Here is a 16,415-nt window from a genome sequence, read left to right on the forward strand (position 1 = left end):
ACTATCGTAACCCAAAAAACTCAATTTAAAAATGACAAATGACCTTTTGTTTGTTTACGGCACCCTGCTACTTGCTGATAATGAGTTTGCAAACTATTTAACCCGCAATGCTGCTTTTTATAGCAAGGGCACTATCCAGGGTAAACTTTATGATGTTGGACATTACCCGGCCCTTGTAATTGACGAATATGGTAATTATGACGTTTCAGGAACCGTTTACCGCCTGCACAATCCTGATGAAGTACTCAGACATCTTGATCCTTACGAGGGTTATGGCGAAGGAGAGGAACTACCCTATTTGTTTGTTCGCGAAGCTTTGCCTATTCAGACGGGTCAGGGAGTGATAACTTGTTGGGTTTATTTGTACAATCGATCCTTAGCGGGATTAAGCGAGATTTCGACAGGAGATTATCTTGATCATTTGCAACAGAAGCATTAAAACCACGTCATTGCGAGGAACGAAGCAATCTCTACACACGCTTTTCCGACACGCTTATCGGGGATTGCTTCGTTCCTCGCAATGACGAGTGGATGAAAGCGGCTTAAAATGTCCATAAAAACAAAAAAGCGATGAGCTCTCACCCATCGCTTTTGCTTATCTGTTTAACTAAAATTAGATTTTAGCTGATTTTACAGTTTTAATAATTACTGCAGCTACTTTGTATGGATCGGCAGCAGAGTTTGGACGACGATCTTCAAGGTAACCGCTCCAGTTATGCTCAACAGCATACAGTGGGATACGGATAGAAGCGCCACGGTCAGATACACCATAGCTAAAGTCGTGGATAGAAGCAGTTTCGTGTTTACCGGTTAAGCGTTGATCGTTATCAGCACCGTAAACAGCAATACACTCAGCAACCGCCGGACGGAAGGCCTCGCAAACAGCTTTGAATTTCTCTTCGCTGTTAGCAGTACGCAATAAAGTGTTTGAGAAGTTAGCATGCATACCTGAACCGTTCCAGTCTAATTGACCCAATGGTTTACAGTGCCAGTTAATAGCAACTCCGTATTTTTCACCAATTCTTTCCAGCAGGTAACGTGCAACCCAAATTTGGTCGCCAGCTTCTTTTGCACCTTTAGCAAAGATCTGGAATTCCCACTGACCGGCAGCAACCTCAGCATTAATACCTTCTACGTTCAAACCTGCTTCTAAACATACGTCTAAGTGCTCTTCAACAATCTCGCGACCGAAAGCGTTGTTAGCGCCTACAGAGCAGTAGTAAGGGCCTTGCGGACCTGGATAGCCACCTGCCGGGAAACCAAGCGGTTTGTTAGTTGCCGGGTCCCAAAGGAAATATTCTTGCTCAAAACCAAACCAGAAATCGTTATCATCATCTTGAATAGTAGCACGGCCGTTTGACTCATGTGGCTGACCTTTTGAATCCAATACTTCGCACATAACCAGGTATGCGTCTTTTCTTTGTGGATCAGGTACAGTGAATACTGGTTTTAAGATACAATCAGAAGAACCACCCGGTGCTTGCTCAGTTGATGAACCGTCAAAGCTCCAGTTATCAAGATCTTCTACTTTACCGCTAAAACTTTTAACGATTTTGGTTTTGCTACGAAGGCTTTGAGTTGGTTTGTATCCGTCAAGCCAGATGTACTCGAGTTTAGTTGCCATGTTTTAAATTAATTTTATAAAGTTTGATTCAGATAATAGTTTTAATTGCAACGTTTCCGTTTGTCTGAGCAAATTTATATTAATAATTCGCTTTTTTACAAATTTTATCAAAAAAAGTTTAAAAAAATGAAAAATGTTACATAAAAAGCAAACATATACTTCAAAAACAGCAAAACTTTATCTTAAAAAATGCAAATAATCATTTTTTGACAGTTTATTTAAGAAATTCAAATTTCAAAAGCTGGTTTTGCGTCTATTTTTATAAATTCCTTAATCATCAAACCAGCTAGTGGTGGCGTGAGCGACGGAAGAACTCTTATACATTACCATTTTTGCGGCGAGTTCCATCTTGAATTCGCACAAAATTCTACCTGTAAAAAAACAAACCGGTATAGCTAATTATAAAACATAATGACTTTAAGCACATTTAACAATAATGCGACGATGTTTTATAATTTTTTACTAAAATTGCGTCCGATATTTCAATCCCGTCTCATATAAATTTAAAATACTATGAAAATTACTGTTGTTGGTGCCGGAGCTGTTGGCGCTACATGTGCGGATAACATCGCAAGAAAAGAATTAGCAGAAGAGTTAATTTTATTAGATATCCGCGAAGGTTTTGCCGAAGGTAAGGCTATCGATATGATGCAAACCTCTGCCCTGCTGGAGTTTGATACTAAAATTAAAGGTGTAACTAACGACTATGCTGCTACTGCAGATTCAGAGGTAGTAGTGATTACTTCAGGCTTGCCCCGCAAACCAGGCATGACCCGCGAAGAGTTGATTGGTGTTAACGCCGGCATTGTAAAAAGCGTTACCGAGAATATCCTGAAACATTCTCCTAACACCATCATCATTGTGGTTTCAAACCCAATGGATACCATGAACTACCTAACCCTGAAAGCTTCAGGCTTGCCTAAAAACCGTGTTATCGGTATGGGGGGCGCTTTAGATTCAGCCAGATTTAAATACTACCTGAGCCAGGAATTAGGCTGCTCGCCTGCCGACTTGAACGCAGTAGTTATCGGTGGTCACGGTGATACTACCATGATCCCGTTAATTAACCATGCTACCTGGAACAGCACGCCGGTTACTCAGTTTCTGAGCAAAGAACAACAAGACAAAATTGTTGCCGATACCATGGTTGGCGGCGCTACCTTAACAAAATTAATTGGTACTTCAGCGTGGTACGCTCCTGGTGCAGGTACTGCCTTCATGGTTGAGTCAATCGTTCGCGATCAGAAAAAACTGATCTCATGCGGTGTCGCTTTAGAAGGTGAATATGGCCAAAACGATATTTCATTGGTTGTACCGGTTGTTTTAGGCAAAAACGGTTGGGAGAAAATCATTGATTACAAACTGACTGCCGACGAGCAAGCTACCTTTAACAAAAGCGCTGACGCCGTACGTGCCATGAACCAGGTATTAACTGACAGCAACCTGATCTAAGCAAGATCTGCTCTGCATAAATAAAAGGCTTCTACTTTTTGGTAGAGGCCTTTTTTTACCAGCTATTGATGATTTATATTTAACATTAAACCTTTTCTACATCTGTGTATCCTACCTGCAAACACACATTTATGAAAAGATTACTTTTAATGGCAGTTTTACTGACCGGGTCGGTATTATTTGCAAATGCACAAACAGCAACCAAATCGCCAGATCAGCGCGCAGCGCGACAGGTTAAAATGCTTCAGAAAAATTTAAATCTGGATGCTACCCAATCTGATAAGATAAGCGCCATATTGACCACCAGAGCTACAAAAGTAGACAGCTTAAGATCAAACCCATCGGCAGATAAAAGATCAAACAGACAAGCTTTAAAAGCCTTGATGCAAACTACTGACGATCAGGTTAACGCTGTACTTACCCCCGATCAGCAGCAAACTTACGCTAAGCTAAAAGAAGAGCGTAAATCGAGAATAAAAAAAGGGGCTGATCAAACCCAGGACACACCGCCACCATCAAAAGGCTAACAACATAAAAAAAGCCGGTTTTAATTAAAGCCGGCTTTTTATTTACAGTTGACTGAAGCGCCGCTGCCGGCGTTTTTCATCCGGATCAATTTTACAAGGCATTACTTTAATATGCCTGACGTAATCTGCGGGTAAACCTGCCTCGGTGGCCAGTTTTAATATTTTGGCATGATACCAGTCATAAGGCAGCAAATGTGTGGTAATAGCATGCGGCTGCGTTATAAAAACTTCGGCGTGATAAATATTATCGGCCATATCAAAGCAAAGTACGGGTTCCAATTTAAGGGTCGAACTCCACATCGGGTCGTGAAAGTTTGAGCGCTCTTCGTCTGCCAGTTCAATCAGCAAGCCCCAAACCATAGCATCCAGATCAAACGACTTCACAACATTGGCTTTCGCCGATTCATCGTCGCCGGTGCTATTGAACATAAAAGTATATCCGGGTAATTTAGCTATGCCTATTTTTTTGGCAGAAGGAACTGTTTTTGCAAACTTATCCACATTCATATTGCCCGCGTACGCAAATAATATCATAGTGTTTTGTAGGTGATAGATAGTGTTTAAACGCACCTGCCTGAAAAATGTTATAAAAAACTGCCGGTTACTATACAGTCACCGACACCTTTTTACCCGTTCTGGCAGCTTCATAAACAGCAGCGATGATCTTTAGATCTTTCACCGCTTCATAACCGTCAACCGGTATTGGCGGCTGCTTGTCATGAAATATGATATCGGCAAACTCATCCATCTGTACCGCCTGATGGATAGTTGCAGGTTGCGTCAATTCGCCTTGGTTGGTGCGGCCCATTATTGGCCCGTAATTGGTAGATGGCTGCATTTCTGCAAAACCACGTTCGCCATTCAGGAAAAACTTATCCAAACCATTCATATTATAAGTTGACAGGCATGAAGCTGTTGCGCCGCTCGGAAAACCAAATTGAAATTGAATAGTCTCGTCTACACCTTCTTTGAATTTAACCGGGTCGGTTTTAGTCTCCTGAGCGGTCACCCATATTGGCTCCTCGCCGGTCATATACCGCGCACCGTTTACGGCATAAATACCAATATCCATCATTGACCCGCCGCCGGCCATCTCGGGTTTTAAACGCCATTGTTTTGGGTCGCCTATTCTAAATCCGCAGAGCCCCTGAAAGAACATGATCTTTCCAAACTCTCCCTCTTTACGCATCCGTACCACCTCCAGGGTTTTGGGTTCAAAATGCATACGGTAACCCACCAGCAACTTAACCCCTGCCTGTTTACAGCCGGCAATCATTTCTTCAGCTTGCTTTACGTTGATAGCCATGGGTTTTTCGCTGATGGCGTGTTTGCCAGCCCTGGCAGTACGTAATATAAAATCATGATGCGTACTGTTTGGCGTAATAACATAAACCGCATCGATATCTTTATTATTTCTGATATCGTCGAAGTTCTGATAGTTGTAACAGTTTTTTGCCGGGATGTTATACTTAGCGCTCCACTTGGTAAGCTTATCGGGCGAACCACTTACCAAACCAACCAGCTTAGCTTTTGTACAGCTTTGCATGGCATCGGCCACACGTGCAGCATAATTACCTAACCCTAAAATAGCAACGCGCAGAACGGGTCCATCGTATGTTTCTCTTTTAGCTCCCCACGAGGTAATTGAGGCCAACTGCAGCGCCAATGCCGACGCGCCAACTTTCTGCAAAAAATCGCGACGTGAATTTTTCATAAACGGTTTAATTGGGTTTATTAAAGTTAATGCTTTAAAAGCAAAAAGGTTCGCATTAATGCGAACCTTTTTATCAATTTTTCACGTGAAAATCTTATTTAAAATCAGCGTCTTTTAAGCCCGTGTTAGCTTCGGCGTTATTTACTTTAAATTCTACCGCATAACCTAAAATTGCTGTCTTAGCGTCATAAGGTATTTTTACGCCGGCAACCTCACGGTAATCGCTGTATTCAGTCGGCGATGCGTTTGCAGCATCGTTTACCTGCTTTAATTTTAAGCCGGTTTGCCTGTCAAAATAAGCCTTCACTTTAGTGCCGTCGGGGTGAGTAATCAAGATCAAATAAGCCAGGCTACCGCTAACATCGTGCAGTCTGCTATCTAACGTCAAAACATAGCCTGATTTGCCATAATCAAGCTCAGGGAAAAATCCGAAACGGTTGGTTAAAATATGCCTGTACTCGGCTGGTGCGTTAACCGGCGTATTTTGTTGCACTATGCTTACGCTGTCACCGGCTCCTTTTACACGCAATAAGATAAAATTATTATAGGCCGGCGCCGTCAGGTTAAAATCAAACATATTGTCGGCTTTGTACTTATTTACCAGCTGAATCTGCGTGCCCTGAAACGCTGCAGACGATGTAATGGTCAGATCTTTTAAGGCTTTGACCTTATCGGCCCCGCCAATAGCATTCAGGTATGATTTGATCACCGAGGCCGCAGTAACGTTTTTGTCGATATCCAAACCGCTTAATGAGTTATTTTCAGGGTTGGTATCAGGCAACGCATGATCAGGATCGAGTGTTACCATCATTATTTTCGAAGTGGTTTTATTCAGGAAAGTCCAGGTGCCACCGCGCTGCCAAATTTCGGCAGGTAGTTTAACGATGCTGACTTTTCCATTTTCTTCTTTGATTTGAGCGGTTACTGGCAGTGCCATTTCGCCCAGGTTCTCGATGGTGATCAGTGAGCCTTTTGCAGGGTCATTATCTACATAGTCAATTGCTTTAACCGATTGGTCTAAAGACATAGTCCCCATAAACCACTCGTTCCAGAACCAGCTCAGGTCCTCGCCTGCGGCGTTATCCATTGAGTGAAAGAAATCCCACGGAGTAGGATGCTTAAATGCCCACCGTTTTATATAAGTTTTGAAAGCGTAGTCAAAACGTTCTTCGCCTAAAATCTGTTCGCGAAGAATTTTAAGGCCCAAAGCGGGTTTCTCATAAGCTGCAAAACCCAGGTAGTCATTTTGAATCACGTCAGGCGTGCTCATAATCGGGTCGGCCTCAGGCGCGAACATTGCCGCAGCTTCGCGCTGTACATCTTGCTTTACGTAATACTCGCCGTTGTTAAATACTTTAGTATCTACCTTATTAATAAAGGTATTAAAACCTTCGTCCATCCAGGCATATTTACGCTCGTTCGAGCCCACAATCATCGGGAACCAGTTATGGCCAAACTCGTGGTTGGTAACCTCCCACAGGTCGCCTGCTTTTGATTTCCAGTCGCAAAATACAATGCCCGGATATTCCATGCCGCCTACAATACCACCAACGTTGGTAGCTACCGGATAGGTAAATTCAAACCATTCTTTTGAATATAGTTCGATACAATTTTTTACATACTCGGTTGAACGGCTCCAGGCGTCCTGACCCATAACCTCAACCGGGTAAACCGATTGCGCTAAGGCTTTTTTGCCGCTTGGCAGGTTAATACGCGCTGCATCCCACACAAAAGCTTTAGAGGCCGCCCAGGCTACGTCGCGGGTGTTTTTACACAAAAAGTGCCAGGTTAAACTTGGTTTGTTGGGGTATGATGTTTTGCTGGCAATATCTGCAGCGTCGCGAATGGTTACGGTTTTATCACTATTGCGTGCATCAGCCAGTCGTTTTTGCACAGTAGCGGTCAACACTTCAGTCGGGTTTAACAAGCTGCCTGAGCCAGTTACTACCAGGTTAGCTGGCGCAGTGATGGTATAATCAATATCACCGTACTCCAGATAAAACTCTGATGCGCCCATGTATGGAATAGTGTTCCAGCCGCTAATGTCATCATAAACCTCCATGCGTGGATACCATTGTGCAACTTCGTATATCCATCCGTTTTTGGTGTTGATGCGCCCCATGCGGTCGGTACCATATTGCGGAATATCAAAGCCATAATCAATTTTAATAGCTATCTTTTTGCCATTGGCCTTCAACGAATCTTTAAGGCGAATCTGCATGCGGGTATCATTCACAATGTAATCGGCTTTCTCGGCTTTACCATTTTGTATAATGTATACGCCTTTAATCTCGTCGCCATTGGTGTAGCTTTTATTGGCGAACCTGCCGCCGGTAACCAAACTGGTGGCCTGTCCGCGCGAATCTTCGCGATAAATATTCTGGTCTAACTGAAGCCATAAAAATGGCAAGCCATCCGGACTGTTATTGGTGTAATTAATATTTACCGAGCCGGTAACACGGTGCTTAGCGGTATCAAGCACAACATTGATTTTATAATCGGCGCGATTTTGCCAGTATTTGGCGCTGGGTGCACCGCCGGCAGTACGAAACTGATTACCATTTTGCTGGTAAAACAGCGGACCGAAAACTTTATGCTGGTCGTACTTTGAGGGATTTGGATCGGCCGTTTGCGCGTTTGCAGTCAAAGCAGACGCCGCAAATGACAATAATAAAAGAGCTTTATTAAATTTCATATTGTTTGATAAATGTGGACAGCTAAAGATATACTATAGAGGGTGATAATCAAAATAACAAGCTAAGCACATATGATTAATGTATTAAGCAGGAAAAAATGTGGGATGCGAGCATATTAACTCCCTCCCGGGGAGGGGTGCGGCAGTGCTGAGCGAAAAGGCAGGGAGGGGTTTCGCCGCTCAACAGGTCCACAAACACCTCCCTACCCTCCCGGGGAGGGAATCGCACAATCCCTGGCTTTTACACTATTTTACATCCAAAAAATCACAAAGATACGCCGCTATTATTGGCGTAAGTAACTTATTATCAATTTAAATTCAATATGTATAACACATATTTTATAAAAAATAATATGGCTAGTTAGTAAGGCTTTATATTTGAGCATCTTGTTTATCACAGAAACATGAATGATTTTTTAGCCGCCAGATCGCAGATGGCCCTATCGCTGGGTTTTCACATCATTTACTCATGTATTGGTATGGTAATGCCCGTTTTTATGGCGATATCACATTACAAATATCTCAAGACACAAAACCCGGTTTATAAAAACGTAACCCAGGCATGGAGCAAGGGCGTGGCTATTTTCTTCGCTACGGGGGCAGTGTCGGGCACCATGTTGTCATTTGAATTAGGCCTGCTATGGCCAAAATTCATGATACACGCCGGGCCCATATTCGGAATGCCGTTTTCGTTAGAAGGTGTCGCCTTTTTTATAGAAGCGATAGCGCTTGGCTTTTTCCTCTACGGCTGGAACCGTTTAAATAAGTGGTTTCACTGGGCAACGGGCGTTATGGTCGGCGTAAGCGGTATCTTATCGGGCATACTGGTGGTTTCGGCAAATTCATGGATGAACAGCCCCTCCGGCTTTGACTTTGTGAACGGGCAATACCTCAATATCAGCCCCATAAAAGCCATGTTTAACGGAGCATGGTTCTCTGAGGCCCTGCATATGACCATAGCTGCCTTCTCAGCAACAGGGTTTGCAGTAGCGGGCATACACGCGCTGATGATCTATCGTAAACAAAACGTTGAGTTTCACTCCAAAGCGTTTCGTATAGCCATAACCTTTGGCGCCATTGCGGCAATTCTTCAACCATTAAGCGGCGACTTATCTGCTAAACACGCAGCCAAACGTCAACCGGCAAAACTGGCGGCAATGGAGTCCTATTTTCATACACAGCAATATGCACCATTGGTTATTGGCGGTATACCCGACACGGTGGCCAAAAAAGTAAACTATGGCCTGGAACTACCTGGAATGCTGAGCTTTTTGGTGAACGATAATTTCAAACAGGAAGTTAAAGGGTTAGACCAGATCCCGACCAAAGATCAACCCAATGTACCCGTAACGCATTATGCTTTCCAGATAATGGTTGGCTTTGGCATGTTAATGATGGCCGCAGGTATTATATATCTTATTGCCGTTTGGAAAAAACGCGGCTGGATGAGCAAGGGCTGGTTTCTGAAGCTCTTTATTTATTCAACGCCTCTGGGCTTTATTGCGTTAGAAGCCGGCTGGACGGTTACTGAAGTGGGCCGCCAACCCTGGATAATTCAGGATGTTATGCGGACTGCGGATGCGGTGACGCCAATGCCCGGCATTCAATATTCGTTTTACCTGTTTAGCTTCATCTATTTTACACTAAGCCTGGCGGTAATATTCTTGCTGCAAAGGCAAATTAAAATGGTACCTGAGATTTATGATATTAAAAAGTGAGTAGTGAATTGTTGATCAGGTGAGCGGTTCATTAGTTGAAAAAACCAGAACAACTCACTCAATCAACTTAATCAACCCATAAACAAACACCAAAATATGCTAACCGTAGTCATCATATTTCTATTCTTCGCTATACTGCTTTACTTTTTGTTAGGGGGTGCCGATTTTGGTGCGGGAATTATTGAGCTTTTTACCTCTGATACCAATAAACATCGTACCCGCGCTACCATGTACCAGGCTATAGGCCCCATCTGGGAAGCCAATCATATGTGGCTCATCATTGCCGTGGTTATTTTGTTTGTAGGGTTTCCGGATATTTATAGCGGCATGTGTACTTATTTGCATATTCCCTTACTGGCTATGCTAATGGGCGTTATTGCGCGCGGTACAGCCTTTGCCTTCCGTAATTATGATGCTATAAAAGGCGAACGCACACAAGCGCTTTACAATAGCATCTTTGTGTATTCCAGCTTTTTAACCCCGTTGTTTTTAGGGATAACAGCCGGCAGCGCCCTGTCACGGCAAATAGATTTTGATGCTAAAGATTTCCTGACTGCTTACGTTTACAGCTGGTTTAATTGGTTTTCCATCACTGTAGGGTTATTTACTGTTGCCCTTTGTGGCTTCTTAGCTGCCATATATCTCATTGGCGAAGCTACTGATGAGTATGATGTAAAGCGCTTCGTCAAAAAAGCCAAAGTATTAAATGCAGTAGCCTTTTTTTGCGGCGGCCTTGTATTTCTTGCTGCCGAAACCAATAACATTCGGCTGGCGCATTGGATCTTTGGCAACCCGGTTAGCTTGACGGCTGTTATTGCCGCATCGATATCACTAGTGTTACTCTGGATCAGCATCGCCAAAGGCGGCAAACAATTGCCACGGGTATTTGCAGCTTTCCAGGTGAGTATGATCTTATTATCAGTCGGCTACACCCACTACCCTAATTTCATCATGGGTAAAAACGGCAAAAATCTTTCTGTTTTGACCAATCATGCTACCGCAGGTACCATTAACACTTTAGGCACCGCACTGTTAATTGGCAGTTTGTTTATTCTGCCCGCATTATTTTACCTGTTTTATAGTTTCAGGGAGAAACAAGGCGTGGAAGATTTCCATTAATCCCCGTATAAAAGCGCGTCATTGCGAGGAACGAAGCAATCTCTGCGCGACAATTACCCCTTGCTGGGTTGACTGGCATGTGTAGAGATTGCTTCGTTCCTCGCAATGACGCTATGTGAAAACATTAAAAATCGTCTATTATTTACTTCGTCGCAATCAAAACATTCCCACCATTTTTAAACAAATCGTGCGATACGTAATAGTCCTTATTTAGCTTACCATTAACTTTTATTGCGGTTATAGCCCTACCCTTGCCCGGTTTTGATATGGTGATGTATTTGCCATTGCTGGTTCTCCATTTTACTTCGTCAAACAGCGGGGCGGTAACAATATATTTCGGATCAGTGGGCGATAACGGGTACAACCCTAACGAGCTAAACACAAACCACGCCGACATCTCGCCGGCATCATCCATACCCGCCAGTTGAATACCGCGCGGGCCCATCCCGTACAGGTTATTCATAATGTTATCCAACACTTTCTGGGTTTTCGCAGGCTTGCCTATCAGCGTGTATGAAAACGGCGCCTCATGGTCGGGCTGGTTACCCTGGCAGTACTGTCCAATAAATGTTTCAACGTTACGCGCTATATAATGCGGGTTCCAGGGTGTAGTAAAAAACGAATCAAGTTTGGCCTCAAACGGTTTAGGGCCGCCGTAAAGTGCTATCAGGCCGGGCATATCATGTGGTGCAAAGAATGACACCTGCCAGGCGTTCGCCTCGCGGAACTGCCATTCATAATAAGGGTATTGCGGATTGAAATTCTGTATCCATCCGCCATCCTCGGTTCGGCCGCGCATAAAATTGGTCGATTTATCAAATACGTTTTTATAATTTTTCGATCTGGCCATCAGGATGCGGTAATTAGCCGTATCGCCCAGTTTTTTAGCTATTTGAGCAATCGAATAATCGTCGTATGAGTATTCTAAAGTTTTTGATACCCCGGCGCGGCCCTTAGCCGTTTCAGTAGCATTCTGAATTTCAGGATCAGAAATATAACCTTTTTTCAAATACTCATCCAGATACTGACGGCCGCCACTCCGCTGACCGGCAGGCGGTAAATTGGCGTTGTTTAGCAATATCCTGTAGGTATCTTTAATATCAAAACCGTCAATACCACGCAGGTAGGCTCCGGCAATTGAAGAGGCCCCATGATCGCCGTGGAAAAAGGTCGGGATATATCCGGTCTTGTCTCCCTTGTCCTCCAACGATTTGATTACATTAAGCGTGACATTCGGCGATACCAGTTCTAACAGCACATCCTTATTACGGTAAGTATCCCAAAGCGAGGGTTCGGTATAATAATCAATCCCGGTGTTTACTACTTTGTGATTGATATCTGTAAAATCACCATTAACATCACTACGCAGTACCGGCCATAAAAACGAACGGTAAAGGCAAGAATACAGCATCGTTTTCTGCTTTTCGGTACCGCCCTTTACCTGTATGGTCGATAATAATTTTTGCCAGGCAGCGTGCGCGTCTTTACGCACAGTTTCAAAACTTTTATTGGCGATCTCTTTATCCAGATTCATCCTGGCATTGTCAGTACTTACAAAAGAGAAACCTATTTTCAGGTAAACCGGCTCTTTTCCATCGTCCACTAAATGAATTATGGCGTTGCCGCTTGGAGCGTTAACTTCCCGGCCTCTTACGTTTTTGGTAGTTGTACCATGGTTATTTACCAAATCGGCTATTTTTGAGCTGAATACCGCATAAAAGAAAATATTCTCGCCGCCTTGTTTGCCTTTAACCGCATAATCGCCGTCCTGGTTTATCTCCCAATCGGTAACACCGCTAAGCGCTTTTGACAGGTCAAATAAAACCTGACGATCGTTATCAGACTTATAATCAAACCTATAATAGGCGCATCGTAAAGTTGAGGTTAGCTGTACATTAATGCCATAATCGGCAAGATAAACCTGGTAATATCCCGGCGACGAGCTTTCATTTTTATGCGAGAACCTTGAACCAATGGTTTCGCCGGGTTTTGACATAGGCAGCACAGGCACATTACCAAAGTTCCAGTGGCCTTTATTGGTATGGGTGAACGATACGATCACCGAATCCTCATACTCATATCCTGCGCCGGCAGGCTGGTACTTGGTCATGGGGCTTACCTGAACCATGGCGTTAGGAAGGGAACTGCCCGGGAAAGTTAATCCAGACCATGGCCGCCAGTTTTTTGGGGGCACATAGCCCAGTAACTTATAGTCGGTCACTGCTTCAGTACCTACAAAGGTGTTAACGTATTTGGTATTATCGGGCGCGGTTTGGGCTTTGCCTGCAATGCCAATCAACAGCATTACTGAAACATGTAAAATGTTTTTTAATTGGATTCTCATATAGTCAAATATTCAGGTCTGTGGCGGCATCTTTTCAAAATTGGCTGATGAAAAAAAGCCGGTATTGGTTTGTTCAAATATAGGGTATAAGCCCGGCTGTAATTCAATATGTTAAGATTGTTACTATTTAAAAAGTTAATACTACTCAAATCATGATTTGAGTAGTTATATAGCGAAATATAATGTTCGTTTGTTCAAAACAATTATTTCATCCCGGTTTTTTGCGGTTTGGCCCCACTTGCTTTAAACAAAAATTAAGCTGGTCTATCTTGCACTTAAAAACAACGGATCAATATCAACCCAACAAAATCACTTTAAGCAAAACCTATGTAAATTCAAATTATCATTCCCTATTTAAATAAATTAACCCTTTTTAACACTTTAAAGGCTTTTTTTAGAAACTAATTACTTAGTTTAGTAACATCACAATTATCAACTAATTCTAAACCTTATCAATTAATGCGTGCTACATTTACCTTTAGTACAAATAAACTTATTGTTTGTACTCTTTTATGCCTGTTTTCGTTAGTTGCTTTTGGACAAAACAAAGCAACCATAGCCGGCAAAATTGCCGACTCGACTTTAAAGTCACCCATTGAACATGCAACTGTTGCTATTGTTACAGCGAAAGACACCACGTTAATTTCTTACACATTAACGCAAAACGACGGAACGTTCAAGCTGTCGGGCCTACCTGCCGGTGTTGAAACCAAACTGATTATATCCTCTATGAACTATGGTACTTTCAGGCAAACCATTGTTTTTAAGCCTGGCGAAAACAAAGTAATGGGCACCATTTTAGTAGGACTTAAAGCTTTACAAGAAGTTGTAGTTAGAGGTGAAAGATCGCCGGTAGTTATCAGAAAAGACACGATAGAATTTAGCGCCGAGGCTTTTAAAACCCGCCCAAACGCTGTTGTTGAGGATCTGCTAAAATTACTTCCCGGTGTACAGGTAAACATGGACGGTTCGATAGAAATAAATGGCCGTCCGGTAAGCAGACTTTTAATTGACGGAAAGCGTTTTTTTGGCAGCGATATCACTATCGGCACAAAAAATCTGGACGCCGAGCTGGTTGATAAAGTGCAGGTATATGATGACCGTGACGATGACCCAGATCATAAACTCACCGAAATGGAGCTGAGCAAAGTCATTAACCTAAAGCTTAAAAGCAAGATCAGAAAAAGCACCATCGGTAAAATATTTGGCGGTGCAGGCACGCGCCAGCGGTATGAGGCCGGCGGTATTATCAGCACATTCAGAGATACATTACAGATGACAGCTTTTGGTTTAGGTAATAATCTAACTCACACCGGTTTCTCTAGCGCTGACTTGACCGGCCTGGGCGGTTTTAACCGTTCCGGAGGAAATATTCAGTATGACGGCACTTTTGGCGGCACCGGTAATGGAGGGATAGAACAGATGCACTCGGCTGGTTTTAATATCAACAACGACTATGGCACCAAACTTAAACTTAACTTACAATACGGCTATTATAATTATATAAAAGACTATAAGACAAAATCGCTTACCGAACAACGGTTAGACAATACTTTATTAACCACGCAAAACGCAGGTACCGAGCATTCAAAAATGCGCAAGCATACCGTAGCCACCTTAATAGAATGGAAACCTGATACTCTTAGATGGTTAAGATTTACAGCTCAATTAAATATTGCACCAACCGGCGACGTTAGAAATGGCACCACCAACAATTTCAACACACAAACACCTCAAATAAGCGACCTGTTTAGTGAGGTAACAAATACAAGCCAGACTAATGAGTTTAATGACCGTTTAATTTATCACTACAAACGCAATAAAAACTCTGTGACTATTTTTCAAACAGCCGACATCAGAAACAGCGGCTCAGACACCTATAATTACAATAGTTTACACTCGTTTGTGTCCGCCGTTCCGTCGTCGGTTTTAGATAGGTTTACAGATAACAACCAGCGCTATTATTATGGCGAGTTATCAAGCGCATTTAATCATGACTTTAATAAGATGGTGAGTTACGAGGTGTTTGTTCAGTCAAGGTTTTACCTCACCGCTAACAGGGTTACCGCTCTTGATAAAAGTCAGGACGGTTTGTATGAAAATTTTGTACCTGATCAAAGTAATAACACCATCAGGGATCATTACGTTGAAAACCTGAAAAACACGGTCACCATAAATTTAAAGAACGCAAGAATACGGGCGGCCCTTGATCTGGAAATCCAATCCCTTACCAACAGGTACCATTCAGATATTCCTAACCTATCCAAATGGTACGCTTATTTGTTCCCAAGTGTCAATTACGTAAATTTTAAAAAACATTTTCAGTTAAGTTACTACGAAATGGCAGACCCACCGACTGTCGACCAGGTGCAGCCTATAACGCGCCAGATCAGTTCGCTGGAAACCCTGACCGGCAACCCTAACCTGACGCCGGGCATTGAGCGTCATTTCAATTACAGCTACTTCAACTATAATACCGATAAGCAATCAAATACAAATATGAACTTTTATGCCGGGGTAACCAGCAATAACGTGGTGCAGGTTTCAACCAAAGATGATAACGGTTTCATAACATCAACCTATGCTAATAAAAATGGGGGCTGGTACGGCGGCGGCGGCATTAGCAACGGCAAGCAATTCAAAAAATCGCGAATCTGGAAGTTTGGTTTGGGTAACAGGCTTTCTGCCAATTTTGGCCAGCAGTCTTTCTATTTTAATGGCGATGAGGGCACACAATTTAATTATGCTATTTCAGACGCTCCAACTGCGGTAATTAACTATAAATCTACCGTAAACTTAAATTTAACCTATACGTTTACGAAAAACATAACCACTTACAGGGGCGTAAATTACCCTTCGGTATCTACCATTTATCATAATATAACCGCTGCGGCGTCTGTTAACGCGCCTGCAAATTTTATTTTTGACCTGCAGTATCAGTACAGGTATAATCCGCAAATACCGGCAGGCTTCTCAAAATCAGCCAATGTGTTAAATCCGGCTGTTACCTATATGTTCCTGAAGCAAAACCGGGCACAGTTTAAACTATCGGCTTACGATTTATTTAACCAAAACACCAACGTTTACCGTTATGCCGGAACCAACTCAATCACCAGCGGCGAAACGCAGATTTTAAGGCGTTATTTTTTATTGACCTTTCAGTATAAGATTAATAGCATGAAGAGCAAATAGTAAGTCCTGGCTATGCATTTAAATGAGCCA

At 42.8% G+C, this 16,415-nt stretch carries 11 protein-coding genes; 6 read left to right on the forward strand and 5 right to left on the reverse strand.

The genetic code is table 11. From position 1 onward, the window contains the following. Positions 1-31 precede the first annotated feature (31 nt). On the forward strand, positions 32-439 hold the full coding sequence (locus ACFS5N_RS04970) for a gamma-glutamylcyclotransferase family protein (protein WP_377182846.1): 408 nt from the start codon (positions 32-34) through the stop codon (positions 437-439). Positions 440-613: 174 nt separating this feature from the next. Here the strand turns inward: ACFS5N_RS04970 and ACFS5N_RS04975 are convergent, their stop codons facing one another. After that, positions 614-1,624, reverse strand: coding sequence for a glutamine synthetase beta-grasp domain-containing protein (locus tag ACFS5N_RS04975; RefSeq protein WP_377182848.1), 1,011 nt, complete (start codon positions 1,622-1,624; stop codon positions 614-616). A gap of 513 nt (positions 1,625-2,137) precedes the next feature. Here ACFS5N_RS04975 and mdh point away from each other — a divergent pair. Then, positions 2,138-3,076, forward strand: coding sequence for a malate dehydrogenase (gene mdh / locus ACFS5N_RS04980; protein ID WP_377182850.1), 939 nt, complete (start codon positions 2,138-2,140; stop codon positions 3,074-3,076). Positions 3,077-3,207: 131 nt separating this feature from the next. Further along, positions 3,208-3,603: a hypothetical protein gene (locus tag ACFS5N_RS04985; RefSeq protein ID WP_377182852.1), complete on the forward strand. Its 396-nt coding sequence runs from the start codon at positions 3,208-3,210 to the stop codon at positions 3,601-3,603. A 42-nt stretch (positions 3,604-3,645) separates the two neighbouring features. Here ACFS5N_RS04985 and ACFS5N_RS04990 read toward each other — a convergent pair whose 3' ends face one another. The 3 genes from ACFS5N_RS04990 to ACFS5N_RS05000 all read right to left on the reverse strand — a co-directional run bounded on the left by ACFS5N_RS04990 (position 3,646) and on the right by ACFS5N_RS05000 (position 8,012). After that, the gene (locus ACFS5N_RS04990; protein ID WP_377182854.1) at positions 3,646-4,137 is read right to left on the reverse strand and encodes a gamma-glutamylcyclotransferase family protein; all 492 of its coding nucleotides are present in this window, start codon (positions 4,135-4,137) and stop codon (positions 3,646-3,648) included. 70 nt (positions 4,138-4,207) lie between these two features. After that, a complete protein-coding gene (locus tag ACFS5N_RS04995) occupies positions 4,208-5,317 on the reverse strand; it encodes a Gfo/Idh/MocA family protein (RefSeq protein ID WP_377182856.1) in 1,110 nt (369 codons plus the stop codon). A gap of 94 nt (positions 5,318-5,411) precedes the next feature. Beyond that, on the reverse strand, positions 5,412-8,012 hold the full coding sequence (locus ACFS5N_RS05000; RefSeq protein ID WP_377182858.1) for a M1 family metallopeptidase: 2,601 nt from the start codon (positions 8,010-8,012) through the stop codon (positions 5,412-5,414). Between the two features lie 404 nt (positions 8,013-8,416). On the opposite strand from ACFS5N_RS05000, the gene ACFS5N_RS05005 reads away from it, so the two are divergent. Together ACFS5N_RS05005 and ACFS5N_RS05010 are read left to right on the forward strand one after the other, a co-directional pair. Further along, positions 8,417-9,730 (forward strand): cytochrome ubiquinol oxidase subunit I, encoded by a 1,314-nt coding sequence (locus tag ACFS5N_RS05005; protein WP_377182860.1) that lies wholly within the window; start codon positions 8,417-8,419, stop codon positions 9,728-9,730. A 96-nt stretch (positions 9,731-9,826) separates the two neighbouring features. Beyond that, positions 9,827-10,849 carry a cytochrome d ubiquinol oxidase subunit II gene (locus ACFS5N_RS05010; protein WP_377182862.1) on the forward strand — a complete coding sequence of 341 codons (1,023 nt, stop codon included), beginning with the start codon at positions 9,827-9,829 and terminating at the stop codon, positions 10,847-10,849. 142 nt (positions 10,850-10,991) lie between these two features. Here ACFS5N_RS05010 and ACFS5N_RS05015 read toward each other — a convergent pair whose 3' ends face one another. Next, the gene (locus ACFS5N_RS05015; protein WP_377182864.1) at positions 10,992-13,193 is read right to left on the reverse strand and encodes a GH92 family glycosyl hydrolase; all 2,202 of its coding nucleotides are present in this window, start codon (positions 13,191-13,193) and stop codon (positions 10,992-10,994) included. Between the two features lie 459 nt (positions 13,194-13,652). Between ACFS5N_RS05015 and ACFS5N_RS05020 the strand changes: the two genes are divergently transcribed. Continuing rightward, positions 13,653-16,385 carry an outer membrane beta-barrel protein gene (locus ACFS5N_RS05020; protein ID WP_377182866.1) on the forward strand — a complete coding sequence of 911 codons (2,733 nt, stop codon included), beginning with the start codon at positions 13,653-13,655 and terminating at the stop codon, positions 16,383-16,385. Positions 16,386-16,415: the final 30 nt, after the last annotated feature.

It is taken from the genome of Mucilaginibacter ximonensis (genome assembly GCF_042686265.1).
GTDB lineage: Bacteria > Bacteroidota > Bacteroidia > Sphingobacteriales > Sphingobacteriaceae > Mucilaginibacter > Mucilaginibacter ximonensis.